Origin of the sequence: Nocardioides sp., assembly GCF_031397825.1 — a bacterium.
Lineage (GTDB): Bacteria > Actinomycetota > Actinomycetes > Propionibacteriales > Nocardioidaceae > Nocardioides.
Genome location: NZ_JANNML010000078.1, coordinates 1 through 25,797, shown reverse-complemented (window position 1 = coordinate 25,797; position 25,797 = coordinate 1). Strand labels below are relative to the sequence as shown.

The window sequence follows — 25,797 nt, the reverse complement described above, 5'->3', positions numbered from 1 at the left end:
GCTCAGGCGAGCAGCGAGTCGATCGTCTGCAGCATCTCGTCGATCTCGAACGGCTTGACGAGGTAGGCGTCGGCGCCGGCCGCGAGGCCGGACCGACGGTCCTCCTCGAGGGCCCGGGCGGTGAGCAGCATGACCGGGACCCGGCCGCGGTCCCCCGCGCCCTCGAGGACACGCAGCCGGCGCGTGACCTCGAGACCGTCGAGCGCGCCGGGCATCGCCACGTCGAGCAGCACCAGGTCGGGGCGTGAGCGTGCGTAGGCCTCGACCGCCGCTTCCCCGTTGTCCACGTGCACGGTCTCGTGACCGGCGTCCTCCAGGAGGATCAGCAGCAGCTCGGTCACGTCGAGGTCGTCCTCACCGACCAGGATCAGAGCCAACGTCGTCCCCCCTCCGGTCCCCCACCCGCGACTCGAGAGCCACGGCCACGACGCTGATGCGCCACGCCAGCCCGTCGAGCCGCTCCAGCACCGAGGCCCGCATCGCGGCGGAGTCCTCCGTCACCTCACCGTCGGACATGCGCATGAGCTGCACGGCCATCCGCATCGCCGTGAGCGCGTTGTTGAGCTCGTGGACCAGCTCCCGGGTGCCCACGCCGGCGAGCTCGGCGGCATCCTGCTCGCCGGTGACCGACCCGCCCCAGTCGGGCAGCACGGTCTCGGCCGTCCTGGCCACGCCGACCCAGCGGTAGCCGGCGCCGCTCTCGGTCCGGATGAAGCGCGGCGCGTGGGCGTCGTCACCGATCTTGGCGCGCAACGAGCGCACGTGGGCGCGCAGGGCGTCGCGGGTCTCGTCACCGTGGCTGGAGTCCCACACCCGCTGGAGCAGCCACCGGTGCGTGAGCAGCTGCTCGGGATGGGTGACCAGCTCCTCGAGCAGCCGCCACTCCGTCGGGGTGAGCCGGGCCTCCGCACCCCCGACCTCGACCGTGCGGGCCACCAGGTTGACCTGGAGCCCCTCGAAGTCGTGACGTCCCGAGGTCTCCTCCGCCGGGGCTGCGCGCCGCTCCAGGGCTCGGAGCCGCGCGTGCAGCTCGTCGAGCCCGAAGGGCTTCTGGAGGTAGTCGTCGGCTCCGGCGTCGAGCGCCTGCACCTTCGCGAGCTCCTGGGTCACCCCGGAGAGGACGAGGATCGGGCACTGGCTCCACGTGCGCACCCGCTTGATGACCTCGAGGCCGTTGAGTCCGGGCAGGCTGAGGTCCACGATCATCATGTGCGGCTCGGACGTGGCGGCGAGGTCGACCGCACGCTCACCGTCGGCCGCGACTAGCACGTCGTACCCCTGGCGCGAGAGTGCCCTGCTCAACGCATGGGTCACTTGGGGCTCGTCGTCGACGACGAGGACGCGGGTCACCCCTCGAGGCTAGTGGGTCGGGGCTTTACGGGTTGTTCATATCGTCCAAGCCACCCGGCATCATTTCCACACGCACCGAGTGCCACGGTCGGCACATGGCCCTGATCCTGGTAGCGGACGACAACGACGACCTCTGCGCACTCATCGAGCTCGCGCTCCAGAGGGACGGCCACGTCGTGACGACCGCGAGCGACGGGGCAGCGGCGCTGACGGCCTGCCTCACCAACGACCACGACCTCGCGGTCCTCGACATCATGATGCCGCTCATGAGCGGCCTCGAGGTGACCGAGCGCGTCCGCGCGGACCCCTCGGTGTCCATGCGGATCCTGCTGCTCACCGCCCTCGGGGCCAGCGACGACCGGCAGCGGGGCTACGACGTGGGTGCGGACGACTACATGACCAAGCCCTTCGGCCTGGTCGACCTGGTGGAGCGGGTGCGCGGCCTCGTCGGGGACGAGCTCAGCATCGCATGACGGTGAGACGGCTCACGTTTAGCACTCCCCTAGCCGAAAATGAGGGAAGCGAAAGGCCTATCTGGACATTTCTTCCCCCAGATGAGCCGTTTTTGACGTTTCCTTGACGTTTCTTTGCCACTGGACTGACTCACTTGCGACTGAGCCAAGGGGGAAACATGGCGAATGAACGACCGTGCAATTTCGGGGACACGACCGTTGACGTTCCACTGCAGGACCTTTCCACGCTGCCCATGGGGGGCAGAAGGTCCGACAGACAGATCGTCGCCGCACTGATTGCGGCATCACTGCTGACCGCCACCGCGCTGGTCCTGGGGTCGGTGGTCCGCATCACCTGGCCCGGCGCCTTCCTGGCCGTCGCGATGGTCTGCTTCGGCTGCCTGCTGGTGATCCGGCTCGACCGGCGCCGCGCGCGCGCAGCCCAGACCGACCTGGTCGACCTGCTTGGCGCCCGGGTGATAGCTGCTGAGGCCGCCCACGAGCGCCAGGAGGAGATCCTCCACGAGCTCAAGGCCACCGTCGGTGGCGTCGCCATGGCCTCGCGACTGCTCAGCGAGCGGCGCGGGGAGATGGGCCAGGACACCGTGACCCGGCTAGAGGACATGCGTCAGGCCGAGCTCGGACGCCTCCAGCGCCTGCTGGGCCACCCGACCGAGTCGCCGGCTGGCCCTGTCGACCTGCACGAGACGATCTCGCCGCTGGTCGTCTCGCTCACCTCCCGCGGGCACGCGGTCGAGTGGCGGGGCACGGCACTGCGCGCGCTCGCCTTGCAGGACGACGTCGCCGAGGTCGTTCACATCATGCTCGAGAACGCTGCACGGCACGCGCCCGGCAGCGACATCCGCATCCGTGTCGAGGACCGCGACGAGCAGGTCGCAGTCGTCGTGAGCGACACCGGTGACGGCGTGCCGCTCGAGGCCCGCGGTCGCATCTTCGAGCGCGGTTACCGCGCCGAGCAGTCGCCCGGCCACGGCATCGGCCTGCACGCCGGTCGTCGGATCGCGCTCCAGCTCGGGGGCGACCTGCGCCTCGAGACCTCCCGGGAGCGTCGCGGAGCGTCCTTCGCGCTCACGCTGCCCGCCGAGCGGATGGACGCGCTGTGCCACGCGCACTCGGCCTGACCCGGGTCGCCATCGTCGAGGACCACCTGCTGTTCGCAGAGTCCCTCGAGGTGGCGCTGTCCCTCGAAGGTCACGACGTCCACCGCGTCCCGCTCGACGAGGGCATGTCCAGCAGCGCCCTGCTCACCGCGCTGCTGCGCGCCCAGGCCCGCATCGTGCTGCTCGACCTCGACCTCGGCGAGGCCGGCTCCGGCGTGCGCCTGGTCCAGCCGCTCGTGCGATCGGGGGCAGCGGTCGTGGTCGTCACCGGCGACAGCGACCGTGCGCGCTGGGGCGAGTGCCTGGTCTACGGCGCCCGCACCGTCCTCGACAAGGCCTCGTCCCTCAACACCATCCTCGCGACCATCCGTCGCGTCGGTGAGGGGCGGGCGCTGATGACCCGCGAGGAGCGCGACGCCCTGGTCCACCACTTCCACAACGAGAAGCGTTCCGACCACGAGACACGACTGCGGCTCGAGGCCCTCACCCCGCGTGAGCAGGAGGTGCTCGGTCACCTGATGCTGGGCCACGCGGTGCGCGACATCGCCCGCACCTTCGTCGTCTCGGAGGCGACCGTGCGCACGCAGGTCAAGTCGATCCTGTCCAAGCTCGAGGTCTCCAGCCAGCTCGCCGCCGTCGGTGCCGCCAACGCGGTCCGATGGCGTCCGCCGCAGCAGCAGACCTGGGCCTGAGGCGCGCCCTCGATGAGGGGATCTCCCAGCCCAGGCTGGGAGATCCCCTCATTTAGGCATGAAGTGATCACCCGGTTTCCCTAAGTTTGAGGGGCGGTCATCGACCGCCTTGCCAAGGGGGAACGTGGATGAAGGTCTTGCTGGTGTGCTCCTCCGGAGGACACCTCACCCAGCTCATGCAGCTCCAGCCCTGGTGGCAGGAGCACGAACGGCACTGGGTGACCTTCCCGACCGAGGATGCCGTCAGCAAGCTCGAGGGTGAGGACGTCACCTGGGCGCACCACCCCACCACCCGCAGCGTCAAGAACCTCGCCCGCAACAGCGTGGTGGCGATGCGCACCATGCGCGCCTTCCGCCCCGACCTGGTGGTGACCACCGGCGCTGCGGTCGCCGTCCCCTTCTTCTGGCTCAAGCGTCCGTTCCGCGCCTCGACGGTCTACCTCGAGGTCTTCGACAGGATCGACACCCCGACCCTCACCGGCCGACTGTGCCGCCCGGTCACCGACCTGTTCCTGGTCCAGTGGCCAGAGCAGCAGAAGCTCTACCGCGAGAGCGTCCTGCTGGGTGAGGTCTGGTGAGCATCACCACGCACCGCTCCGTCGAGCCGGTGGCCCTCCCCCGCCAGGACCTGCCCCTGGTGGTGGTGTTCGTGGGCACCGACCACCACCCGTTCGACCGGGTGCTGGGCTGGGCCGACACCATCGCCGCCCAGGGCCGTCACCGCTGGTTCGTCCAGCACGGCTCCACGAGCCTGCCCGGCAGCCTCGAGGGCCAGGGCATCCTCTCGGCGACAGCCATGGCCGAGCTCCTCGAGCGGGCTGACGCCGTCGTCACCCATGCCGGCCCGGGGATGATCATGGAGGCCAGGGCGGCCGGCCACCTGCCGATCGTGGTGCCTCGCGACTCCGGGCTCGGGGAGCACGTGGACGACCACCAGCTGCGCTTCGCGCGCCGCGTCGCCGACTCCGGCCTCGTGAGCCTCGTCCAGGACCAGGGCGGCTTCGCCACCGCCCTGGACCAGACGCTGCGCCACGGCCGGATCGCGCGCACCGAGGACGACCACGCCCACGAGGCCTCCGCCCGCTTCGGTCGGCTCGTCGACCAGCTCGTGCACCGGCGCTGACGGGCTGCCGCGTGACCGCCTCCGTCGAGCTCGACCGCCCGCGCGGCCTGATCGCGCCCCGGTGGACCACCGCGCTGCACGCGGATCCGACCACCCGCCTCGTCGACCGCAGCCACCGTCGCCCCTGGCTGCGGGTCCCGGGTGACCTGGTCGCCGGAGTGGTCGCGACCACCGCGGTGCGCCTGCTCGACCCGTCCAGCCTGCCGGCCCCGGCGCTCGCCCTGCTACCTCTGGGGTGGGTGGCGGTGCTGCTGGGTGTCCGCGCCTATGACAGCAGCCCCCGTCGGCTCGACGCGGACGGTGTCCTCCGGGTCCTCCGTGCCGGCGCGGTCCTGTCCGTCCTCACGCTCGTCGTCGTCAGCCTCGGACTCCTCGATCTCCGGCCCCACCAGATGCTCGCTCTCGTGGCGACCGCGTCGGTCACGAGCCTCACCCTGCGCGCCGGGCTGGCCCACGCCCCAGCCGGGGTACTGCGCCGCGCGGTCCCTCCTCCCCGCGTCCTGGTCGTGGGACACCGGCGTGCCGCCACGGGCGTGGTCGAGTCGCTGCGCCGCAGCGGCGACTTCACGGTCGCCGGGGTCTGCCTTCCCTCCGCGGCCTCGACCTCCGGGCTCGACGTGCCCGTGGTCGCGGGCTTCGAGCGGATCGTCTCCGCCGTCGCGGAGCATCGCGCCGACGCGGTCGTCGTCCTGCCGTGCCGCCACTTCGCACCGGCCGACCTGCGTCGGCTCGGCTGGCGCCTGGAGCCCGCAGGCACCCAGCTCTTCGTCGCCTCCGGGCTCCAGGACGTGGGCACCACACGCGCCCGCCTGCACCAGGCCGGCGACCTCCCGCTCCTCCACGTGCGTCATGCCGAGCTCGGCGGCGCGCTGCGGGTCGTCAAGGAGGTGGCCGACCGGCTGGCCGCCGGCCTCGCGCTGCTGCTGGTCTCGCCCGTCCTGCTGACCCTGGCGCTCGCCGTACGGCTGGACTCGCCGGGGCCCGCGCTGTTCCGCCAGGTGCGGGTCGGCAAGGACGGCCAGACCTTCACGATGGTCAAGCTGCGCACCATGGCGCACGACGCCGAGGCCCGTCTGGTCGCGGTGGTGGCGCTCAACGAGTCCGACGGCGTGCTCTTCAAGGTGCGCGAGGATCCTCGCGTCACGCGCCTCGGTCGACTGCTGCGACGGTCGTCGCTCGACGAGCTGCCGCAGCTCATCAACGTCCTGCTCGGCCACATGTCCCTCGTCGGCCCCCGACCCCCGCTCCAGGGCGAGGTCGCCGCCTACGTCGGCGACACCCACCGCCGTCTCGCCGTCAAGCCCGGCATCACCGGGCTGTGGCAGGTCTCGGGCCGCTCCGACCTGTCCTGGGAGGAGTCCGTGCGGCTCGACCTGCGCTACGTCGACAACTGGTCGATGACGTTGGACCTGCTGATCCTGGGCCGCACCGCCCGCGCGGTGCTCAGTCGCCGCGGCGCCTACTGAAGCTGGCCGCAGCCGCCGAGGCGGCGCGATGTTGCACCCCGTACGCCGAGTCGGCGCGATGTTGCAGCCCGAACGCCGAGTCGGCGCGATGTTGCAGCACGCCGTGCTCCAGGGCTCCGGAGAATCGCCGCGCTGGCACCATCGCGCCGACTCGCGGTCCTCAGAGCTCGAGCAGCGCCATCGGTAGGTGCTCGAGGACCCGGCGGTAGACCGCGACGGCCTCGAGCTGCGAGGAGACGCCGAGCTTGCGCAGGACGGCCTTGACCTGGCTGCGCACGGTCGACACCGAGACGCGGTCGTGCTCGGCGATGCCGGTGACCGACACCCCGTCGTAGAGCTGCGCGAGCACCGAGAGCTCGCGGGGGGTGAGGCTGGTGAGCTGCTGGGCGGGGACGCGGTGCTGCTCCTCGAACGCCACCCAGGCGTCCACGCGTCGTCCCCGCTCCAGCGGGGTGAGGAGCTCGCGCCCGGACATCACCCGGGTGAGCGTGCTGGCGAGGTCGTCGAGCCCGGCCGAGGTCGGCAGCAGGCCGGCGATCCCCACGTCGAGCAGGGCACCCCACTCGACGTTGTCGGGCTGGTCGACCAGGACCAGCCAGCGCATCGGCACGGAGCGGACGATCTCGCGGGCGGCCGCGCGCCGGCTGGGCTCGTCCATGCCACCGAGCAGGACGGCCGCGCGCGGCTGCAGGGCCCGGACCGTACGGCGCAGCGCGGCGTACTGCTCGGGCTCGGGCCAGCGCAGGATCCGCGAGTCGATGCCGCGGCTGCTGAGCGCCACGGAGACCGACTCGGCGACCAGGTGCGGCTCGGCGAGCAGGACGACCCGGGGACGGGCACGAGGAGTGGTGGTCATCGGTCTGCTCAGAAGAGCTTGAACTGCACGTTGTCGACGGCACCGTTGAACTGGTCGGGACCCGACCGCACGATCTCGCCACCCGCCAGGGTCTTGGCCCCGATGCTGAGCGGCGCGCCACGCGCCAGGCGCACCAGCCCGATGCGGCCCGACGCGGTCCACGGACCGAGGGAGTCCCACTCGCCGTCGTCCTCCTTGAGGAGGTTGAGCTTGAGGGAGTCGCCCTGGCGCAGGCAGGTGACGCGGTACCACTGGTCGGTCTCGACCGGCATGGGCGCCCTGGCCAGCACCGCCCCACGGTCGCCCGCGACGCGGCAGGAGGCGTAGCCCTGGTCGATCTGCAGCTTGTACTGGGCCGGGCCGTCGAAGAGCCCGCGCTGGACGAGGTTGTCCCCGTTGTCGGTCGGCAGTCCGTCGGACTCGGCGTCGAGGCGGAAGTCGGCGCCGAAGCGGAACGTGCGGGTGCCGGGGCTCAGGGCGTCGTTGGGGCCGGTGCTGCGGACGACCACGGCGGCAGCCTTGGACCGGTCCAGCGCCGGGAAGCGCCCCGCGCCCTCGGTCGGGCCGTTCTCGCGCACGATGCGACCACCTGACTGGGTCACCAGCTCGATGTCGACCGGGGCGGTGCCGGTGTTCTCCACGCGGGGGACCACGGAGCCCTCGACGCCGACGGAGTCGTCGAAGGCGAGGAAGAGGTTGACCCTCGGCTTGGGCTGCTCCAGGGACGTCGGGGCGGACACGGGCTCCGCGCCCGCACAGCCCTGGGTGGTGGCGCCCACGAGGGCCAGGGTCGCGGCGAGGCAGGTGCTGCGCAGCATCAGTTCATCAGCTCGTTCCGATAGCGGTGGTGAACATGACGGTCCTGCTGACGGCGACGCTGCTCGAGGCACTCGTCCCGCCGGCGGTGCCGGCAGCGACGCCGGTGCCGCCGTCGACGCCGAGCGAGGTCAGTCGCCCCCCTCCGGTCCCGGTGGTGCCACTGCGCCGCACGGTGCCCGCCGGGGTCGCCCAGGCCGTGTCGACCGACGACTTGGCGATCCACTGGGTGACGACCCAGTCGCCGGCACCGGCGGTGACCGTCGGCGCTGTGTGGGTGGTGCCACTCACCTGGTCGACCGCGGCGGCGTGCGCCGTGACACTGCTGGCGCCACCGCTGCCGCGATAGACCTGGACCCCGAGGTCGCTCTTGGCGAGGCCGGAGGTCGTGATCGTGATCGTGCTGCCCGCGTCGGCCGCGGTGGCGGTCCTGCTCCAGCTGCGACCGATCACCCCGCTCGCCGAGACGTTGTCGAGCGACGTCCAGCCCGCAGGAGCCGCCGGTGTGACGGTCGAGTCGTTGAGCGTGAGGTAGAGCAGCAGCGTGTCGCCCGGCTGGACTCCGGCGGGCACGGCCACCCGGTGGGTGGTGGCGTTGCTCGTCGAGCGGTTGGCGCCCACGAACGAGACTGCGGAGACCGGCGCGTCCGCGACCGCGACCGGGTGGCTGGTGGTGCCGGTGCGCCCGTTGCTCGAGGTGACCTGGAGGGTGACGGTGCGCGTGCCGGGACCGGCGTAGGTGTGCGTGGGCGTGGCTCCCGTGGCCGTCTGCCCGTCGCCGAAGCTCCAGTCGTAGGACGCCACGGAGGCACCCGGAGAGGTCGAGGCCCGCGCGTCGAACGAGCAGGTCAGCGTCGTGCAGGACTCGGTGAACGACGCGGTCGGCGAGACCGCCTGCGAGCCCGAGGGGCCCTGGTAGACGAACATGGCCCGGGCACCCCAGGTGGCCCCGTCGACGGCCGGCCCGGAGACGACCTGGGCGGTGCCGGCCACCGGGTAGCCGGACTGGGCGTTCTGCGCCCAGGTGGCCTTGCGCAGGGCACCGTCGGAGGTGGCCCAGTAGAGCGCAGATGCGGTGGCGAACATGCCGCGCACCGTGCGGGCGTCGAAGCCGGAGACGTTGCTGGCCGCGGTCAGCCGACGCGCGCCCACGATGCCGCTCTGCGGGTTGAAGTAGCGGTAGTAGAGCGTGTTGGTGTCGGCGCGGGTGAAGTAGATCCGGCCGTTGGAGAAGAACATCCCGGTCGCAGCGCGGATGTCGCTCTGCCAGTCGGTGAGGACGACGAGCTGGTCGGCGGTGTCGACGCGGGTGACCGGCCCGAAGGTGGTGCCGTCGAAGGTGCGCTTGTCGAAGGTGCCGTCGGACTTGGCGACGTAGAGGTCGCCGTTGACCATGAAGGCGCCGCGCACGGCGTCCCAGTCCTGGCCACCGCTGGGCGCCAGCGTGCTGGCGCCGACCGAGCCGTCGGCATAGCTGCGGCGGCTGAGGCTGCCGACGGGGGCAGCGGCCGCGGGTGCTGCCGCGGTGCGTACGACGGCGAGGTCGCGCACCTTCTGGCCGCGCAGGGCGTTGGCGACCGTGACATCGACGTTGCCGTCGCTGGTGAGCGGCACGGTCCGGACCGTGGCCCGCGGGGACGCCGCGTCCATCGTCGGGACGACCCGCACACCCGTGGCGCGGGTGCGCGCCACCGCGGCACGGGTGCCGGTGCCGGTCCTGGCGCCCTCGACGACCACCGCGGCAGCGGGGCGGGTGGCACCTGCGGGCTCGGTGTAGCGCAGGCGGACGTCGACCGCGGTGCCCTGCGGCACGGCGAAGTCCCACTGCCGCTGGGTCAGCGAGGACGTCGGGCGCAGGTCGGTGTCGAGCACCTCCTGCCGCGCGGTCGCGACCGCCACGTCGCCGGCCGGGAGCTGGAGGCCACGGGCGTTGACGCGGTAGAGGACGCGGGCGTTGGTGGCAGTCGCGGCCTGGCCGACCGGGCCGGCGGAGTAGACGTCGTTGGGCAGGACCGGAGTGCGCGTGGCGGGGAAGCTCAGCCCCGCGCGCGGCATGCGGGCGATGCGGCCCTTGTACTGGTAGTTGCCGATCCGGTCGGTGTCGGAGGCGATGTAGAGACCCTCGTCGGCCAGCAGGAAGTCGAAGACGCCGATGCCCTTGTCGCGACCGGGATTCCACGAGAAGGGGAGTCCGCTGGCCGGGTCGAGCGCGGTGAGGCCCTCACGGGAGACGGCACCTTGACCCGCACGGCCGGAAGCCGTCGGGTTGTTCATCCATCGGAAGTGACCACCGACATAGACCACTGAGTCCGTGACCTCGACGCCCCAGGTGGTGTCGCCACCGGTGACCTCGATCCACGAGGGCGCGACCGTGCCGGTCGAGGCGGTCTCGAAACGGGCGATGGTGTCGCAGCCACCGTCGGTCCCCCCGTAGCCGCCGCTGGTGCCGACGACGAAGTAGGTGCCGTCGGGCGCGAAGTCCACGTCGCGCATGTAGGTGTCGAAGCTCGTCAGGCACGGCTTCAGGTAGAAGTCGGTCGTGAACGGACCAGGAGCTGCCGTCGCGCCGGTGAGGTCGAGGGACAACAGCTGATGGCTCTTGACGCCCGCGAGGGTGTCGAAGTTGCCGATCGCGACCAGGCGCGAGCCGTCGGGCGTGATGTCGATGTCGAGGACCTGCGTCACACCGGAGTTGTGCACGCCGGCGACGGGCAGCGACATGTAGGGCGTCGGCGAGCCGGTCGTCGGGTCGAGCGTGGCCAGGGCGGTCTGGGCGCGCCCCTTGATGTGGGTGAAGGCGCCGGCGGCCCAGAGCCGGCCGCCGGTGAGGTTGAGGTCCTTGACCGCCCCGGTGACCGCGCCGGCGTCGAAGGCGGTGACCACGGCGCCGTCGGAGACGCGCACGCGGGCGATCCGCTGGCGGGTCGTGCCGCCGATCGAGGTGAACGTGCCGGCGACGTAGACCGTCGAGCCGTCCCCGGCCGGGACGACCGAGGTGACCCCGCTGTTGGGGTTGGGCACGAACGTCGTGCTGATCTTGCCGGTCGCGGCGTCGAAGGCGAGCAGCCCGTTGCGCACCAGTGCGGTGGTGTCGCCGCTGTCGTTGCGGGCCCGGGTGAAGGTGCCGGCCAGGATGACGGCGCCTCCCACCTTGGCGACGGCGTTGACCTGGCCGTCGAGCACGTGCGGCGTGCCCGCAGCAGCGACGTCGGAGACCAGCTGACCGCCCGGGGTGTCGGCCTGGGCGGGCGTCGACGCGGGTGCCAGCAGTCCCACCAGCGCCAGGGCGGTGGTGAGCAGCAGGAGCAGGGACTTGCGCATGTGTGCCTACTTGGTGGGGCGGTGGGGAGCCCCGTCGTCGGGCACAGGGCTCTGGACCTCGAACACTAGGAGCGCTATCAGCCCCCACCCCGGGCTCGAGGCGCAACTTCCTCAAAGTTGGTGACGGAACGTCTCGCCAAACCCGGTTGGCTTGAGCCATGAGCTCGGTGGCCGTCCTGACCCGTGCCCCGGGCGCCCCCGCCCCGGGTGCAGAGTCCGACGACCGCGACGCCGCAGAGCCCACCCGCCGTCCGGGGTCCTGGCCCGCCCACTGGCCGCTGACCACCCTGTTCGTGGGGTTCCCGCTGTGGTGGGTGCTCGGCATCGACTCCCTGCTCCCCCTCCTGCTCGCCGCGCCGATGGCCGCCCAGCTGTGGCGTCGTCGGAGCCTCCGGCTTCCCGCCGGCTTCGGCTTCTGGTGCCTCTTCCTGGTCTGGGTCGTGATGGGTGTCGTGCTGCTCTGGGCCGACGCCCCGGGCGCGGTCCCGGGGGGCGACTCCTCGCGGCTGCTGCTCTTCGCCTACCGGATCGCGTGGTACGCCGCCTGCACCATCGTGCTGCTCTGGGTCGCCAACCTGCGCCGCTCCGACCTGCCCGACGAGCACGTGCGGCGCCTCGTCGCCTGGATGTTCGTCGTCGCGACCGCCGGCGGGCTGCTCGGCCTGCTCGCGCCGTCGTTCTCGTTCAGCTCCGCCCTGGAGCTGCTGCTCCCGACGAGCATCCGCTCCAACCAGTTCGTCGCCTCGCTGGTGCACCCCGAGGCGGCTGACGTGCAGCTGGTGCTGGGTTATCCGGAGACGCGTCCCAAGGCGCCCTTCCCGTTCACCAACACGTGGGGCAGCATGCTGTCGCTCAGCCTGGTGTTCGTGGCGGCACTGGACCTGCGGCGGCGCCACGTCACGCGCGCCCTCCTCGCCCTGGTCGCCCTGACCGCGCTCGTCCCCGTCGTCTACTCGCTCAACCGTGGCCTCTGGGCCTCGCTGGCGCTCGGCCTGCTCGGCGTGGTCGTCCTGCGCGTGCTGCGCGGTCACCGGGCGATGGCACTCGGGCTCGTCGTCGCCATCGCGTTCGGTGCTGTGGCGCTGCTCGCCAGCCCGCTCGGGGACCTCTACCAGGGGCGTCTGGAGAACGGCCACAGCAACGACCGTCGCGGCCAGCTGCTCTCCGTGACGACCGAGGCGGTGACCCAGGGCTCGCCGGTGCTCGGCTTCGGCAGCACCCGCGACGTGCAGGGCAGCTTCGCCTCCATCACCGGCGCGGCGACCCCCGACTGCCCCGCGTGCGGGGTGCCCCCGATGGGGACGCAGGGCCAGCTGTGGCTGGTGCTCTTCTCGCAGGGCTGGCTGGGCCTCGCGTTCTTCCTCGGCTTCGTGGCGCTCGCGCTGTCGCGCACCTGGCGCTGCCGCACGACCAACGAGACGGTCTGCCTGTTCGTGCTGGGCTTCTTCATCCTCCAGCTGCCGATCTACGACACGCTCGGCCTGCCGCTCTACGTCACGATGATCGCGATCGGTCTGGTCGCGCGCGAGCAGGCGGTCGGCGCGGGCCGGGAGCCCGGAGGCGGTCGCTGGGCCCGGGTCCGTGCGCTCGGCGTACGCAACCTGGTGGTCCTGGTGCTGACCCCGGCCGCCGTGGGTGGCCTGGTCGGCGCAGGCGTGGCCGGTGCGACCGCCGAGCCGACCTTCCGGGCGCGGGTCTCGATCCTGATCACCCCCTCCCCCGTCTACCTCGACACCGGGGCGCCGGCGGTCGACGACGAGGAGATCGACGAGGACCCCCCGCGCGAGATCACCGTCGACACCGAGGCCGCGCTGCTCGAGTCCGAGCGCGCGCTCGGGCGCGCGGCCGACGCTTCCGGCATCGACTCCCTCGAGCTGCGCGACTCGATCGCGGTGACGGCCGAGCCCAACTCCCAGATCCTCGTGCTCACCGTGGACGCCGGTGACGCCGAGCGGGCCGACGCCGGCGCGCGGGCAGTCGCCGACTCCTACCTCCAGGAGCGCGAGGCGTTCCTGATCCAGCGCCGCGACCGGCTCGTCGAGCAGCTGCGCGACGAGCTCGCCTCGCTCGACCCGTCGGTCCGCTCGTTGGCCAACGACCGCGAGCTGGTCACCGCCCAGATCGACTACCTCGAGACCTCCACCGCGACGATCGGCCGGGTGGCGCGCCACGAGGACGCCACCGCCGTACGCCGTCAGTCCGAGGTGCCCATCGCCTCCGGTGCCGCGCTCGGCCTGCTGCTCGGGGTCGCCGCCGTGCGCCGGCTATCCGCCCACCGCCGCCCGCTCTGGGCACCCCGACCCAGGAGGGTCCGATGACCAGCCAGCCCCAGGACACCTTGCCCAGCGTCGACGTGGTCATCGCCACCCACCAGCGCCCCGAGCTGCTGCGCCGCGCCATCGCCGGGGTGATGGCCCAGACCTACCGGGGCACCATCCGGCTGCTGGTCGTGCACGACAAGAGCTCGCCCGACACCTCGCTCGAGGAGCAGCACGCCGGCCGCAGCGTCGAGGTGCTCGCCAACACCCGCACCCCCGGCCTGGCCGGCGCGCGCAACAGCGGCATCGTCGCCGGCACGGGTGATCTCGTGGCCTTCTGCGACGACGACGACGAGTGGCGCCCCGACAAGCTGGTGCGCCAGGTCCGCCAGCTCGAGATCGACGGCGCGCCCACGTCCGTGACGGGCATCCTGGTCGACTACCAGGACCGCCAGGTCGTGCGCGTGCCCACCGCCGAGGACCTCACGGTCGCCACCCTGGCGCGGCACCGGGTCATGGCCGCCCACCCCTCGTCGGTCGTGGTGCGCCGCGCGGCGCTGGACCAGATCGGGCTGGTCGACGAGGAGATCCCCGGCAGCTACGGCGAGGACTACGACTGGATCCTGCGTGCGGCCGGCGTCGGTGGCTTCGCCGTGGTGCCCGAGCCGCTGGTGCTGGTGCGCTGGGGCGGCTCGCAGTTCAACAAGCAGTGGTCGACGATCATCGCCGCGATCGACCACCTGCTCGACAAGCACCCGGCCTTCCGGGCGGACCACCGCGCGCTGGGGCGCCTGCTCGGGCAACGGGCCTTCGCGCTCGCCGCGTCCGGCAGCCCCGACGCCTGGCGGGCCGCGCGCACCACCCTGCGCACCAATCCGCGCGAGCGGCGCGGCTACGTCGCTGCCGCGGTCGCCCTGCACCTCGTCTCGGCCGAGCGGGTGCTGGACCTCGCCCACAAGCGTGGCCGCGGGATCTGAGCGGCCGCCCGGTCGACACCGGCGCTCGCTGCGCCTGGTCGCCCTGCTGGCCGTGCTCGTGGTCCTCGCTGTCGGGGGCGCCGTGGCCCTCACCCACCAGGACGACGACGTCCCGCTCCGGATCGGTCCCGAGGCCCACGGTGGCGTGCTCAGCAACGGCTGCACCTTCAGCCCCCGTGGCCTGCCGACCTGCGGCGCCTACGTCGGGGCGGCGTACGGCGGCAACACCGACCCGGCCACGCTGGAGGCCGAGGCGGGCGGGCCCCTCGGCGTACGCCGGACCTTCTGGCGCCCCACGCAGGTCGCGGCCGCGGTGGCCACGGCGCGCGAGGACCTCGCCGCGGGTCGGCTGCCCTGGATCAGCTTCAAGCTGCCGCTGTCGTGGGACGAGATGGCCTCCGGCGACGGTGACGAGTGGGTGCTCGGGATCGCGACGGCGCTGTCCCGGCTGCCCGGACCGGTGTGGATCGCCTTCCATCACGAGCCCGAGGGCGAGGGCGACACCGAGGACTGGCGACGGATGCAGGAGCACCTCGCGCCGATCGTGCGGGCGGCCGCGCGCAACGTCGCCTTCACGGTCATCCTCACCGGTTTCCACCAGCTCTTCGGGGACCCCGACTGGAGCCTGGAGGAGGCGTGGCCGCGCGACACGACCGTCGACGTGGCGGCCTTCGACATCTACACCGAGTACGGCACCGTCAAGGGCGACCGCGTCGTCTCGGAGTGGCCCGACCTCGGCGACGACTGGTTCCGCCCGCTGGCGGCGTGGGCGCGCGAGGAGGGTGTCGCGTGGGGGCTGGCGGAGACCGGGGTGACCGACGAGGCCTTCGCGCGCGAGCCCGGGCTCATCGGCGAGAACTTCGCGGACCTGCGCGCCGAGGGCGGCATCGCCTTCAGCTACTTCGACTCCCCGCTCAACACCCCGGCGTCCTACCAGCTGCTCGATCCCGCCAAGGTCGCCGACTTCGCCGGGGTCCTGGCGCAGGGGGCGCGACTCCCGAGCTGACCGCCGACTCGGCGCGATGGTGCACCGTCGGCCGGCACCTGGCCTGCAACAACGCGCCGACTCGGCGTACGGGCTGCAACATCGCGCCGGCTCGGCGTACGGGCTGCAACATCGCGCCGGCTCGGCCAGGTGGACTTTCCCCCATATAGGGGAAGGATTGCCGAAACCCCGCGGGGGAGGCGGGTGATCGGCGAGCGGCACCACCCGTTGTGACTACGGCGGGTGTGCCCGTTAGGGGGGCCCGGCCGGTCGGCGTCCGCGGCGACCCTGGCTCTCACACCCCCTGTGCACCTCCCCCCGCACACTCAGTGATTCGAGACGCCGATGGCCCGACGCAGCACCCTGCTCACCCTCACCCTGGTCGTCGGTCTGGCGCTCGCGACCGGCCCCGCCCAGCAGGTCAACGGCCTGCCTCCGACCGAGGAGCCGACCCTGGCCCCCTCCCCCGCCCCGGGGGAGGAACCCACGGAGGAACCGAGCAGCGAGCCCGTCGCCGAGCCTGCGGCAGCACCCGCGCGTCGACTCAGCAACGGCTGCCGGGTGGGGCCGCGGGGGCTGCCGGGCTGTGGCGCCTACATGGGCGCCAGCCACGGGGGCAACGACGACCCGAGCTCGCTCGAGCGCCGCGCAGGGACCCAGCTCGGCGTACGCCGGACCTACTACCGCGGCGACCAGGTGGAGTACGCCGTGACGACGGTCCGCCAGGACCTCGCGGCCGGTCGCCTGCCGTGGATCAGCTTCAAGCTGCCGCTGTCGTGGGAGGACATGGCCTCCGGCGAGGGCGATGCCTGGACCAGGGACCTTGCAGAGCAGCTCGCGGACATGGACGGTCCGGTGTGGCTGGCCTTCCACCACGAGCCCGAGGGCGACGGCGACATGGATGCGTGGCGCCGCATGCAGGAGCGCCTGGCGCCGATCGTGCGCAGCACCGCGCGCAACGTCGCCTTCACCGTGATCCTCACCGGGTGGAACCAGATGTTCGGCAGCCCGGACTACGCGCTGTCGCAGATCTGGCCGCGAGACACCAAGATCGACGTGGCCGGCTTCGACATCTACAACGAGTTCGGTGTGCGCAAGCACGGCTACCGGATCGACGAGTGGCCGCGGCTGCGGCACAACTACTTCCAGCCGCTCTCGTCGTGGGCACGTCGCCACGACGTGGCGTGGGGGCTGGCCGAGACCGGCATCACCAACGAGGGGTTCCGGTCCTCACCGCGGTGGATCCAGCGCAGCTTCCGCACGATGCGCCAGGAGGGCGGCGTGGCGTTCGCCTACTTCGACAGCCCGCTCAACACCACGGCGTCCTACGCGTTGACGGCGCCGGCCAAGATCGCCAGCTTCACGCGCACCGTCGCACGCGGGGCGCGGCTACCGAGGCCCTGACGAGCGGCCCGGGAGGCGGTCGGCCAACCGGTCGGCCAGCACGTCGAGCGTGGTGAGCCCCCGCTCGGCGATGTGCTCGCCCCGGCTGGTCTCGGCGAGCGCGAGGTAGCGGACGGTGATCGCCAGCAGGTAGAGGTCGGCCAGCACCGGGTCCCCGACAAGCTCGGGCCGGGCCAGCGCCGCGTGCAGGCTCTCGGCGCTCGCCCCGTGGTCACGGGTGTGGGTGTTGAGGGTGTGGTGCACCCCGTCGAGGCCGAAGGGCACGCCGGTCTCGAAGCGCTCCCAGTCCCAGACCCGGACGCGGCCGCGGGTCGCCGCCATGTTCCACGGGGTCCAGTCGCCGTGCCAGGCGCCCACGCGCCACTCCCGCCGCGCGGCACTCTCCTCCAGCGCCTGGTGGCAGGAGAGCGCGCGGGCGCGCAGCCCGGGGTCGGCGAGCCGACCGAGGACGGTGCGCTGCTCCTCCCACCAGAGCAGCGCACCGAGAGCGCGGGCGGGCTCCTCGAACGCGGCGGACAGCTCCTCCATGGCCGCCTCCGGCCGAGCCCACGGGTCGCGCAGCGCCTGCGTCGGACCGGCTGCGAGCGCCGAGATCACCAGCACCGACAGGCCGCGCCAGGTGCTCTCGTGGAGCACCCGTGGGACCTCGAGGTGCTGCCACGTGCGGGCGGAGACCTCTCGCAGACCACGGGCCTCGGCCGCCACGTCGGCCCGTGACTGCTCGGTCTCGCCGATCTTGGCCCAGCCGAGCACGCGACCACGGGCGTCGAAGACCTGGAGCACCGGCTTGCGGTTGACCCGCGCGTTGCCGACCCCGATGCTCACCTGCACCGGCTGGCCGAAGAGCTCGCCGAGGTGCCCGACGAGCGATGCCCCACCCGCCCGACGTACGACGATCCGGTCGGGCAGCGCGCGGGGGCCCAGGAGCCCGGACAGCCCGGCCGCACCCAGCCGCGTGACGGCGTCGCGACCGCTCGCCGAGGCGCTGAAGCGTCGCAGCGACCGGGCGCTCGCCCGCCGGGACCCGGTCGGCACCAGCAGCCGCGGGGCGGAGAGCCGCGGGGCGATCCCGAGGCTGACCGTGTCGGCGCCGGTGGGGGCCCGTCGGCCGGACTCGACGGAGACCTCCGCCTCCGGCCAGAAGTCGGCCACGGTCTCCAGCAGGACGCCGAGCGTGTCCAGCGGGGTCGTGCCGGGCGCGTCGACCCGGGTCATCGTTCGCGGATGCAGGCGAAGAGGTGGCGGCCGTAGTTGTCGGCGTAGGGACCCACCGCGTCGCGGTCGGGGCCGAGGTCGACGACCCGGTCGAAGGTGCCGTGCTCCTCGAGGAAGGACCGCACGTAGTCGGTGTCCCACTCGGGCAGCGAGCTGCGGAACCAGCTCTCGTGCGCCTGACCCGTGTCGAGGAAGAGCACCCGGCCGGTCACGTCGTCGAGCAGCCGCATCAGGCCGGCCGCGTCCGTGCTCGCCCGGCCCAGCGCGAAGTGGTGCAGCAGGCTGAAGCACGACACGACGTCGAAGCGCTCGCCGCGGTCGGCTCGCTCCTCGAGGAAGTCGACCGCGTCGCCGGTGTGGACGTGGGAGCGGTCGAGGCCGTAGACGGCCTCGCCGAGCGTGGCGCCCAGTGGGTCGCGCTCGACGCCCTGCACGGCGAAGCCGCGCTCCTGCATCGAGGAGAGGAACCAGCCGTAGCAGCTCGCGACGTCGAGGTAGGAGGAGACCTCCGCCTCGATGCCGAGCGTGCCGAGCAGCCGGTCCATCGACTGGAGCCGGTCGGTGCAGCGGCGCACGGTCGTCCAGCTGCGGTCGAGCTCGGGGGCCGAGACCGGCTGGTAGAGCTCGTGGGTGCCGCCGATCCAGGACATCCGGTCGAGCACGTCCTGCAGCGGCGTGACGACGGGCACGCGACGCACGCGGGCGTCGACCGAGCTGCGGCCGGCCACGACGTCGGCGGCGAGGCGGTGGTGGCCGTCGACGACCTGGTAGCAGTCGGAGTCCTTGATAGGCGCGAGCAGGACCGGCGCTCCGGGGTCACTCTGGTGGGGGCGGGTGGCCCCCGAGGTGGCCCCCGAGGTGGCCGAGGTCGCAGAGCCGTCACGCGCCACGAAGTCACGCGCCAGGGCGAGGATGCCGGCGTCGTCGGTGGCGCCGAAGTACTGACCCGACGCCTCGATGCAGGTGCGGGCGAGATCGGCGTAGGGCGAGGCGAGGATCTCCTCGTCGCTGAGCTCGTGGTCGGCCGCGGTTCGCAGCAGCGTCACGTGGGGGCCGTCGGAGACGTGGCGCGAGGGCCACAGCAGGTCGTCGGTGGCGTGGGCGAAGACGTCGGCGTCGAGACCGTTCTGGCCACCGAGGAGCACCCGGGCGAGCGGGACCCGCTCGGTGCCCGGACGCCACAGGACCAGCGAGGACAACCGGCGTCGCAGCCGCTCGGGGATCGGCAGGGCCCGGGCCAGGAGGACCAGGCGGTGCACCAGGTCGGAGACCGCGCGATCGGCGCGCTTGCGGGCGGCCTGGAGGCGGGAGCGGTGTCCCCGGCCGGAGAGGAGCGTGATCACGACGCCACCTCCGCCGTGCGCCAGGAGGGCTCGCGGCCCAGGAGCTGGGCCAGCTCCGCGTCGTGGGTCTCGTAGTGGCGCATCAGTCGGCTCCTCAGCTCGTGGTCGGTGGTGTCCCCGGGTGCCGTTGCCGGCCGCGCGTTCCAGCGCTCCACCCTCGGCGGCGACCAGAGGGGGATCCCCAGTCGCTGCTGCAGGTCGGCGAACTCCTGCTCGGGCGCCGCGAAGAAGCGGTCGGCGTCGACCACGTGGACGCGGTCCTCGCCGAGGGCGTCGACGAAGCGGGCGATCTGGTGGGCGTACTCGCCGCGCTGCACGTAGGCGTGGTGGCGGTGCTCGAAGCTCGCGTAGCCCGGCTCGGACTTCAGTCGCGTCGACTCGCCGCGGGTGCGCAGGTCCTCGGCATCGAGCGCCTCGCCGAGGGGCAGGGTCTCGAAGCCGCGGGCGACCTCGTGGCGGTGCGCGGAGCTCGCGCGCTCGACCGGGTCGCGCACCAGCACGACCACCTGCGCGTCGGGCAGGTCGCGGGCCAGGCGCTCGGCGGCCAGCGGGTGGAAGAGGTAGTAGCCGCTGCACTCGAAGGCCTGCACGCGGCCCTCCACGCCCGCTGTCTTGGCCCGGGCCCGGACGACGGAGCGCAGCGGGAAGTGCGCGACGTACCACCGGCGACCCCGGCCGTAGTGGTCGTCGAAGTAGCCGGTGCCCTTGTCGAGCGTCGGGCGCACCAGGTGGGGGTGGGCCTCGAGCAGCCGGAAGAGGGTCGTCGTGCCGGAGCGCTGCGCGCCGACCACGATGATCGAGGGCGTCATCCGACCCCACGAGGTGAGGCGGCCCCACAGCAGCGCGAGCGTGCGCAGGCGGGTGGTCACCCCACCCGGGAGTCGCCGGTCGAGGGCACGGGTCAACGCTCGGAGGCGCATGCGAGCTCCTGGGCTGAGGTGGGAGAGGTGCTGGGCAGGACCGGCGTCGGACGACGGCGTACGGCGGCGACGAGGTCGTCGAGCGACAGCCGGGCCCGCAGGGCGCGCAGTGCCACGGCGTAGGCGACGACGGAGGCGAGCGTGACCGCGGCCCAGGGCAGGACCGCCGTCGAGCCGGACGCGGAGAGCGCGAGCGCCGGCAGGGCGAAGCAGGTGACCGGCACCAGAGCGACCCCGAGCAGGTGACCGGGCTGCGGGGAGACCCCGACGTGGCGGCGGACCTGCCAGAAGGCCAGGCCCGAGCGGGTGACGACGGCGGCGGCCCACGCGATCGCGGCGCCCGCGATGCCGATGCGGGGCAGCAGGAGCAGGCACAGGCCGATGTCGAGGGCGACCGCGACGAGGGCGTTGGTCATGCTGAGCCCGCTGCGTCCGGCCATCAGCAGCAGCGTGTCGACCGGGCCGGAGGCGATCGAGACCAGCATGGTCAGCGCCATGACCACGACCACGACCACCGCGCTGGTGGCGTCGGCGTAGGAGTCGCCGAAGAGCGAGAGGTAGAGCACCGGGCTGCACGCGACCAGCAGGTAGAACGGCCAGATCAGCACCATCCCCCAGGTCGTGCTGACACCGAAGACGGTGCGCAGCGTCGAGCGGTCCTCGGTGATGAGGATGGCGGTGAACCGCGGCTGGAGGACCTGGTAGATCGCCTGGTTGGCCATCTGGCCGACGGCCACGAAGCGGGTGGCGGCGGTGTAGAGGGCCGCGTGGGCCGGGGACAGCAGCACCGCGACCAGCACGATGTCGGCCTTCTGCACCGACGCCTGCGCGAGCCCGGCGACTCCGCGCGGCCAGGTGAAGGACCAGAAGCTCCGGGCCAGGTCCGGGTCGGGGGTCTCCTCGGGAGAGGCGGGCGACCCGGTGGGCCGGGTCGCGAGGAAACGGCGCAGGAGCACCACGGCGACGACGGCCGAGAGCAGGTAGGCCGCGGCCCAGCCGGCGACCAGCAGCACCGGGTCGCCGCCCAGCGCCACGACGAGTGCGGCGGTGCCGAGCTGGACGACCGTGCGCAGGATCCGGTCCACCCCCACTGTGGTCCGGATCCTGCCCAGGGCCCTGGTGGCGGCAAGGCAGAGGTCGGCGGCCACCGCGAACGGGAGGGCGACGGCGACCACCCTCAGGAGCCGGTCACCCTCGGCGCCGAGGCCCAGGAGGCCGGCGAGCGGTCCGGCCACCAGGGTGCCGACCAGCGCCAGGAGGCTCGCGACGACGACGGCGGGACCGATCGCCAGCCGCAGGGTCCGGCGTACGTCGTGCACCGCGGAGCGGGCCTCGAGCCGGAGCAGGAAGCGTGCGAGGCCGGCGTCGACGCCGAGGCCGCAGGCCGTGGCGAGCAGGGTGAAGAGCGTCGTGGTCGCGAAGAACGACCCGGCCGTCTCGGCGTCGAAGCCGCGGGTGACGACCAGGGCCAGGGCGAAGGCGCCGACGGCGGCGATGCCCGAGCCGGCGAGGCCGAGCAGCCCCCCGCGGGCGACGTGGCCGAGGTGGTGGGCGGCGGGGGCGTCAGCCGTCACGGTCGGTGCCCGTCTCCGGACCGACGAGCCTGGGCTTGCGACCGGGCACGGACGGGCGCACGCGGGCGAGCGCCGCGCCGGGGCGCCGGCGCTGGCGCCGGGGCGCGGGGACGAAGACGCTGCAGATGTCGCGGACGCCGAGCCTGGCGAGGTCGGCGGTGGCGGCGTCGACCTCGTCGACACTGGCCTCGCCCTGGTGGACCTCGAGGACCAGCACGTCGGCGAGGGCCACCAGGGCCTGGGTGCGGATCTCGTCGGGGCCTCCGCAGGCCAGGAGCACCACGTCGGCCCGGTCGGCCAGCTCGCGGATCCGGGCACCGGTCGCAGGCGCGGCGGCGAGGTCGTCGAGCCTGGCCTGGTCGGTGCCCGTCGGCAGCACCGAGAGGTGCGAGGACGGCGAGGAGAGGACCTGGTCGAGGGTGGCCCGCCCCTGGAGGAGGTCGGTGAGGCCGCGCTGGCGGCGGGTCTCGGACCCGACCACCTCGACCACGACGGTCATGAGGTGCGAGGCCGCGAGCGAGCGGGCGACCGCGAGGGCCAGGCCGGTGCCGCCCTGCCCCTGCTGGTGTCCCTGCTGCCGGACGGACTGGTCGGGACCACCGAGGGTGGTGGTGAGGACCACGAGCGGGCGGCGGCGGTCGACCGCGAGCAGGGCGGTGCGCACCCGGGCCACCTGCTCGGGGTCGCCGGCCGGGTCGAGGTCGAGCTCGCCGAGGTAGCGGGCCTCGCGGGCGGCGAGGTCCTCGGGGCGTCGTACGGCGTTGTCGAGGCGACCGAGCGCCAGCGCGAGCACCAGGCCCAGCGCTGCGCCGACGAGCAGTCCGAGCACCGCGGCCGTGGCGATCCCGCCCGGCAGGCCGCCGGGGGTCGCCGTCGCGGGCGTCACGACCTGGCCGGGGTCGCGGGCCACGCTGGTGAAGGCGCTCAGCTGCGAGCGGAGCTCCCCGACCTGCGTGGTGAGCGTCGCCAGCTGCTGGTTGAGCAGCGGCGCGCGTGGCGCGGTCGGCGACAGGGCCGCGAGCTGGGCGAGCAGCGCGAGGCGCTCGCGGTTGCGGTCGGCGATCTGCTCGTTGATCCGGGCGGTCTTCTCGAAGACCGCGGCGTCGGTGCGGGTGCGGCGGTACTCCACGTAGGTCTCGGCGAAGGCCTGGGCACTGGCGTTGGCTGCGGCGTCGGAGGAGCCGGTCGTGGTGATCTCGAGCAGCTGGGTGTTGGTCGGGACCGAGACCTTGACGGTCTCGAGGAGCTCGTCGGAGGTGCGGCCGTCGTCGACGCGCTCGGCCACCAGCTCGCCCATGGCGTCGGAGCGCACGAGCTGGGCCTCGGTCTCGAGGTTGACCAGGTCGTCACCGCTGCCCTCCGGGCTGAAGGGGTTGCCCTCGAGCGGGTTGACCAGGATCACGGCGGTGGACTCGTGGACAGCCGCCTGGCCCATGCCCCACCAGGTCCCGCCGGCAGCACCCAGCAGCCCGAGCAGGACGACCAGGACGGCGGCTCGACGAGACACGCGCCGCAACGCCCGTCCCACGGGCCGTCGCCGGAGCGTGCGTGCATCTGGTCTGCTGCTGGACACTGGTCCCCACTTCCCCCTGTCGAGGTCACCATCGTGACCGCGAACCGGCGCCGGACCCCGTCCCGGAGCCGATGACCCCCACATTTGGGGATGGGGTCGTGGCCCGGGTCACTGTCCCGTCCGCCCGTTCGCCAGCGGTACCTAGGGAGGGCTGCCTAACATGGCTCCCACGGCCGAGCACGCGGTCGCGTCGATGGGGGATGGCCGTGGGGGCGATGTCAGGGTCCAAGGACGAGCCGGTGAGGATCCGCCTGCTGGGCGGGTTCGACGTCGTGCGCGCCGACGGCACCCCCGTCGAGGCCGCCGAGTGGAGCACCCGCAAGACCAAGGACCTGCTGCGCCTGCTCGCCCTGAGCGCCGGCCGTCCGGTGCGCTCGTCCCACCTGATCGAGAAGCTCTGGCCCACCGCGACCCCGGAGCGCGGGCGGGGCAGCCTCCGCACGGCCGCCAGCCAGATACGACGCACGGTCGGGGCCTCGTGCCTGGCCCGCCACCCCGAGGGGTTGATCCTCATCGACACACGGGTGGACGTCGTGGACTTCCTTGAGCTCGTCCGCGACGCGCACCGGGCTGCCCGCGAGGAACGACCCGACGCGGCCGTCGTGATCGGGGCACGCGCCGAGTCCCTCTACTCCGGCGACTTCCACGCGAGCGACGACGACAGCCCTTGGGCCCGGGGAGAGCGACACCGGCTCCAGGCAGCCCGCCAGGGCATGCTGGCCGAGTCAGCGCGGTGCGCGCTGCAGATCGGTCTGCCCCGCGACGCCCTCGAGCTCGCCACGACCGCGGTCGCCCTCGACGCACTCTCCGAGGGGGCCCACCGCTCGCTGATGCAGGCCCACGCCGAGCTCGGCGAGATCGCCGCCGCCCTGCGCGTCTACGAGCACTACCGTGCCCTGCTGGCCGAGGAGCTCGGTGCCGACCCATCGGCACAGACCCAGGAGCTGCACCTGCGGATCCTGCGTGGCGGCGCCGACCACCTCACCGGCTGAGCGGGCCCCGATCGGCCGGGCGGCCCTACGGACCGAGCGAGCGCAGCGCGCTCGCGAACGACGGCACCGTCGGCAGGCACGGCAGCAGGGCGGCCTGATAGGCGTGATAGACGTCCGGCTTGCCCGGCCAGGTCCGGTCGCTCGGACGGTTGAGCTCGTCGAGCTCGTGGATCCAGGACCCGTGCTCGTGGTCGACGAGGTGCCGGTCGACGTAGGTCCACCACCGCTCCCCTGCCTCGCGCCACCGCTCCTCGCCGGTGACGCGGTGCAGGACGACCGCGGTGCTGACCGCCTCCGCCGCGACCCAGTGCATGCGGGCACGCACGACGGGGACCCCGCTCCAGTCGGTGGTGTAGACGAAGCCGTCCTCGCCGTCGCTGGCCCAGCCGTCGGCGACGGCACGATCGGCCAGGGCCACCGCGGCCGCGACGAGCCCGACCGGTGCGTCGTCGTCGAGGGTCCGGTCGACCGCGACGAGCAACCGGGCCCACTCGAGGCCGTGGCCCACCGTGGCGCCGTAGGGCTGGAAGGGGTGCGCGGGCACCTCCCGGTGGTGCTCGAGCAGGGGCTCCCACGTCGGCGTGAAGTGCTCGGGGATGCGCCAGGCGTTGTCCTGGGCCCAGGCCACCACGCGCGCGGCGATCCGGGCGGCGCGCCGGTGCAGCGTCGAGTCGCCGGTGACGTCGCCCGCGGCGAGCAGCGCCTCGACGGTGTGCATGTTGGCGTTGACGCCGCGGTAGTCGTCGAGCCGGGACCAGGCCCGGTCCCACGCGTCCACGACGAGGCCCTCGGCGTCGTCCCAGAACCGTTCGTCGAGTACGACGAGTGCTCGCTCGAGGAGCGCGGGTGCACCGTCGATCCCGGCTACGGTCGCCGAGCTGGCCGCCAGCACCACGAAGGCGTGGCCGTAGGCCTGCTTGGTGTCGTCGACGACTCCCCCGGGCCCGACCGCCGCGAACCACCCGCCGTGCTCCTCGTCGGCCAGGCTCGTGGCCAGCGCCGCGACCCCGTGGGCCGCGAGCGCGGCCAGCTCGGCCGGTCCGGGGCCGCCCTCCGCCGGTGGCTCGTCGGCCAGGAGTCCCAGGCACGCCACGTGGGTCATCCGGCAGGTGATCCAGAGCTCGACGGGTCGAGCGGGGTCGACGACACCGTGGCTGTCGAGGTAGCCGAAGCCGAGCTCCTGGCGCGAGCCCGCCGCGAAGCGCAGGAGGTCGGCGCGCTGTTCCGCGAGGTAGGCGGGGCTGCCGGGAGCGGGACGTGCCGAGGTGACCACCGCCCCACCCTGCGTCAGCGCGGCCGCTCCGGCAAGCGAGCCCCGAGGTCACGCGATGTTGCACTGCGGCGTGCAACATCGCGCCG

General features: G+C 73.1%; 22 protein-coding genes. 11 read left to right on the top strand and 11 right to left on the bottom strand.

Annotated features, from left to right (window positions below; all coding sequences use genetic code 11):
• Nucleotides 1-2: 2 nt before the first annotated feature.
• Both RMN98_RS06490 and RMN98_RS06485 read right to left on the bottom strand, forming a co-directional pair.
• Nucleotides 3-377: a response regulator gene (locus tag RMN98_RS06490; protein WP_309647990.1), complete on the bottom strand. Its 375-nt coding sequence runs from the start codon at nucleotides 375-377 to the stop codon at nucleotides 3-5.
• Nucleotides 355-1,350, bottom strand: a complete 996-nt coding sequence (locus tag RMN98_RS06485; RefSeq protein WP_309647989.1) for a response regulator — start codon at nucleotides 1,348-1,350, stop codon at nucleotides 355-357. Before RMN98_RS06485 ends, RMN98_RS06490 begins: the two co-directional genes overlap by 23 nt.
• A 95-nt stretch (nucleotides 1,351-1,445) precedes the next feature.
• Between RMN98_RS06485 and RMN98_RS06480 the strand changes: the two genes are divergently transcribed.
• The 6 genes from RMN98_RS06480 to RMN98_RS06455 all read left to right on the top strand — a co-directional run bounded on the left by RMN98_RS06480 (nucleotide 1,446) and on the right by RMN98_RS06455 (nucleotide 6,204).
• Nucleotides 1,446-1,823 (top strand): response regulator, encoded by a 378-nt coding sequence (locus tag RMN98_RS06480; protein ID WP_309647988.1) that lies wholly within the window; start codon nucleotides 1,446-1,448, stop codon nucleotides 1,821-1,823.
• Nucleotides 1,824-2,056: 233 nt separating this feature from the next.
• Nucleotides 2,057-2,944, top strand: coding sequence for a sensor histidine kinase (locus RMN98_RS06475; RefSeq protein WP_309647987.1), 888 nt, complete (start codon nucleotides 2,057-2,059; stop codon nucleotides 2,942-2,944).
• Nucleotides 2,923-3,615 (top strand): response regulator transcription factor, encoded by a 693-nt coding sequence (locus tag RMN98_RS06470; RefSeq protein ID WP_309647986.1) that lies wholly within the window; start codon nucleotides 2,923-2,925, stop codon nucleotides 3,613-3,615. The genes RMN98_RS06475 and RMN98_RS06470 overlap by 22 nt, the downstream gene beginning before the upstream one ends.
• A gap of 128 nt (nucleotides 3,616-3,743) precedes the next feature.
• A complete protein-coding gene (locus RMN98_RS06465) occupies nucleotides 3,744-4,193 on the top strand; it encodes a UDP-N-acetylglucosamine--LPS N-acetylglucosamine transferase (RefSeq protein WP_309647985.1) in 450 nt (149 codons plus the stop codon).
• Complete coding sequence (locus tag RMN98_RS06460) at nucleotides 4,190-4,738, top strand: glycosyltransferase (RefSeq protein WP_309647984.1); 549 nt, start codon at nucleotides 4,190-4,192, stop codon at nucleotides 4,736-4,738. The genes RMN98_RS06465 and RMN98_RS06460 overlap by 4 nt, the downstream gene beginning before the upstream one ends.
• 11 nt (nucleotides 4,739-4,749) lie before the next feature.
• Complete coding sequence (locus RMN98_RS06455) at nucleotides 4,750-6,204, top strand: sugar transferase (RefSeq protein WP_309647983.1); 1,455 nt, start codon at nucleotides 4,750-4,752, stop codon at nucleotides 6,202-6,204.
• A gap of 160 nt (nucleotides 6,205-6,364) precedes the next feature.
• On the opposite strand, the gene RMN98_RS06450 is transcribed toward RMN98_RS06455, so the two are convergent.
• From RMN98_RS06450 to RMN98_RS06440, 3 genes are read right to left on the bottom strand one after another with little or no spacing between them, the layout of a single operon-like run.
• Entirely contained in the window at nucleotides 6,365-7,060 is a 696-nt protein-coding gene (locus tag RMN98_RS06450; RefSeq protein WP_309647982.1) for a LuxR C-terminal-related transcriptional regulator, read from the bottom strand.
• 8 nt (nucleotides 7,061-7,068) lie between these two features.
• Nucleotides 7,069-7,878, bottom strand: a complete 810-nt coding sequence (locus RMN98_RS06445; RefSeq protein WP_309647981.1) for a hypothetical protein — start codon at nucleotides 7,876-7,878, stop codon at nucleotides 7,069-7,071.
• Between the two features lie 7 nt (nucleotides 7,879-7,885).
• Nucleotides 7,886-11,197 (bottom strand): PKD domain-containing protein, encoded by a 3,312-nt coding sequence (locus RMN98_RS06440; RefSeq protein ID WP_309647980.1) that lies wholly within the window; start codon nucleotides 11,195-11,197, stop codon nucleotides 7,886-7,888.
• A 158-nt stretch (nucleotides 11,198-11,355) separates the two neighbouring features.
• Here RMN98_RS06440 and RMN98_RS06435 point away from each other — a divergent pair, with 158 nt between their 5' ends.
• The 4 genes from RMN98_RS06435 to RMN98_RS06420 all read left to right on the top strand — a co-directional run bounded on the left by RMN98_RS06435 (nucleotide 11,356) and on the right by RMN98_RS06420 (nucleotide 16,821).
• Complete coding sequence (locus tag RMN98_RS06435) at nucleotides 11,356-13,515, top strand: hypothetical protein (RefSeq protein WP_309647979.1); 2,160 nt, start codon at nucleotides 11,356-11,358, stop codon at nucleotides 13,513-13,515.
• Nucleotides 13,512-14,432 carry a glycosyltransferase family A protein gene (locus RMN98_RS06430; protein WP_309647978.1) on the top strand — a complete coding sequence of 307 codons (921 nt, stop codon included), beginning with the start codon at nucleotides 13,512-13,514 and terminating at the stop codon, nucleotides 14,430-14,432. The genes RMN98_RS06435 and RMN98_RS06430 overlap by 4 nt, the downstream gene beginning before the upstream one ends.
• Entirely contained in the window at nucleotides 14,416-15,438 is a 1,023-nt protein-coding gene (locus RMN98_RS06425) for a hypothetical protein (RefSeq protein WP_309647977.1), read from the top strand. The genes RMN98_RS06430 and RMN98_RS06425 overlap by 17 nt, the downstream gene beginning before the upstream one ends.
• A gap of 324 nt (nucleotides 15,439-15,762) precedes the next feature.
• On the top strand, nucleotides 15,763-16,821 hold the full coding sequence (locus tag RMN98_RS06420; protein ID WP_309647976.1) for a hypothetical protein: 1,059 nt from the start codon (nucleotides 15,763-15,765) through the stop codon (nucleotides 16,819-16,821).
• Here RMN98_RS06420 and RMN98_RS06415 read toward each other — a convergent pair.
• From RMN98_RS06415 to RMN98_RS06395, 5 genes are read right to left on the bottom strand one after another with little or no spacing between them, the layout of a single operon-like run.
• Nucleotides 16,807-18,036 carry a hypothetical protein gene (locus RMN98_RS06415; RefSeq protein ID WP_309647975.1) on the bottom strand — a complete coding sequence of 410 codons (1,230 nt, stop codon included), beginning with the start codon at nucleotides 18,034-18,036 and terminating at the stop codon, nucleotides 16,807-16,809. The two genes, RMN98_RS06420 and RMN98_RS06415, sit on opposite strands and share 15 nt — an antisense overlap.
• The gene (locus RMN98_RS06410) at nucleotides 18,033-19,379 is read right to left on the bottom strand and encodes a methyltransferase domain-containing protein (RefSeq protein WP_309647974.1); all 1,347 of its coding nucleotides are present in this window, start codon (nucleotides 19,377-19,379) and stop codon (nucleotides 18,033-18,035) included. The genes RMN98_RS06415 and RMN98_RS06410 overlap by 4 nt, the downstream gene beginning before the upstream one ends.
• On the bottom strand, nucleotides 19,376-20,299 hold the full coding sequence (locus RMN98_RS06405) for a sulfotransferase (protein ID WP_309647973.1): 924 nt from the start codon (nucleotides 20,297-20,299) through the stop codon (nucleotides 19,376-19,378). The genes RMN98_RS06410 and RMN98_RS06405 overlap by 4 nt, the downstream gene beginning before the upstream one ends.
• Nucleotides 20,281-21,873, bottom strand: a complete 1,593-nt coding sequence (locus RMN98_RS06400; RefSeq protein ID WP_309647972.1) for a lipopolysaccharide biosynthesis protein — start codon at nucleotides 21,871-21,873, stop codon at nucleotides 20,281-20,283. Before RMN98_RS06400 ends, RMN98_RS06405 begins: the two co-directional genes overlap by 19 nt.
• The gene (locus tag RMN98_RS06395) at nucleotides 21,863-23,380 is read right to left on the bottom strand and encodes a hypothetical protein (protein WP_309647971.1); all 1,518 of its coding nucleotides are present in this window, start codon (nucleotides 23,378-23,380) and stop codon (nucleotides 21,863-21,865) included. Before RMN98_RS06395 ends, RMN98_RS06400 begins: the two co-directional genes overlap by 11 nt.
• A 305-nt stretch (nucleotides 23,381-23,685) precedes the next feature.
• On the opposite strand from RMN98_RS06395, the gene RMN98_RS06390 reads away from it, so the two are divergent.
• Entirely contained in the window at nucleotides 23,686-24,438 is a 753-nt protein-coding gene (locus RMN98_RS06390; RefSeq protein ID WP_309647970.1) for a BTAD domain-containing putative transcriptional regulator, read from the top strand.
• A 25-nt stretch (nucleotides 24,439-24,463) separates the two neighbouring features.
• Here RMN98_RS06390 and RMN98_RS06385 read toward each other — a convergent pair whose 3' ends face one another.
• Nucleotides 24,464-25,711 carry an AGE family epimerase/isomerase gene (locus tag RMN98_RS06385; protein ID WP_309647969.1) on the bottom strand — a complete coding sequence of 416 codons (1,248 nt, stop codon included), beginning with the start codon at nucleotides 25,709-25,711 and terminating at the stop codon, nucleotides 24,464-24,466.
• Nucleotides 25,712-25,797 lie beyond the last annotated feature (86 nt).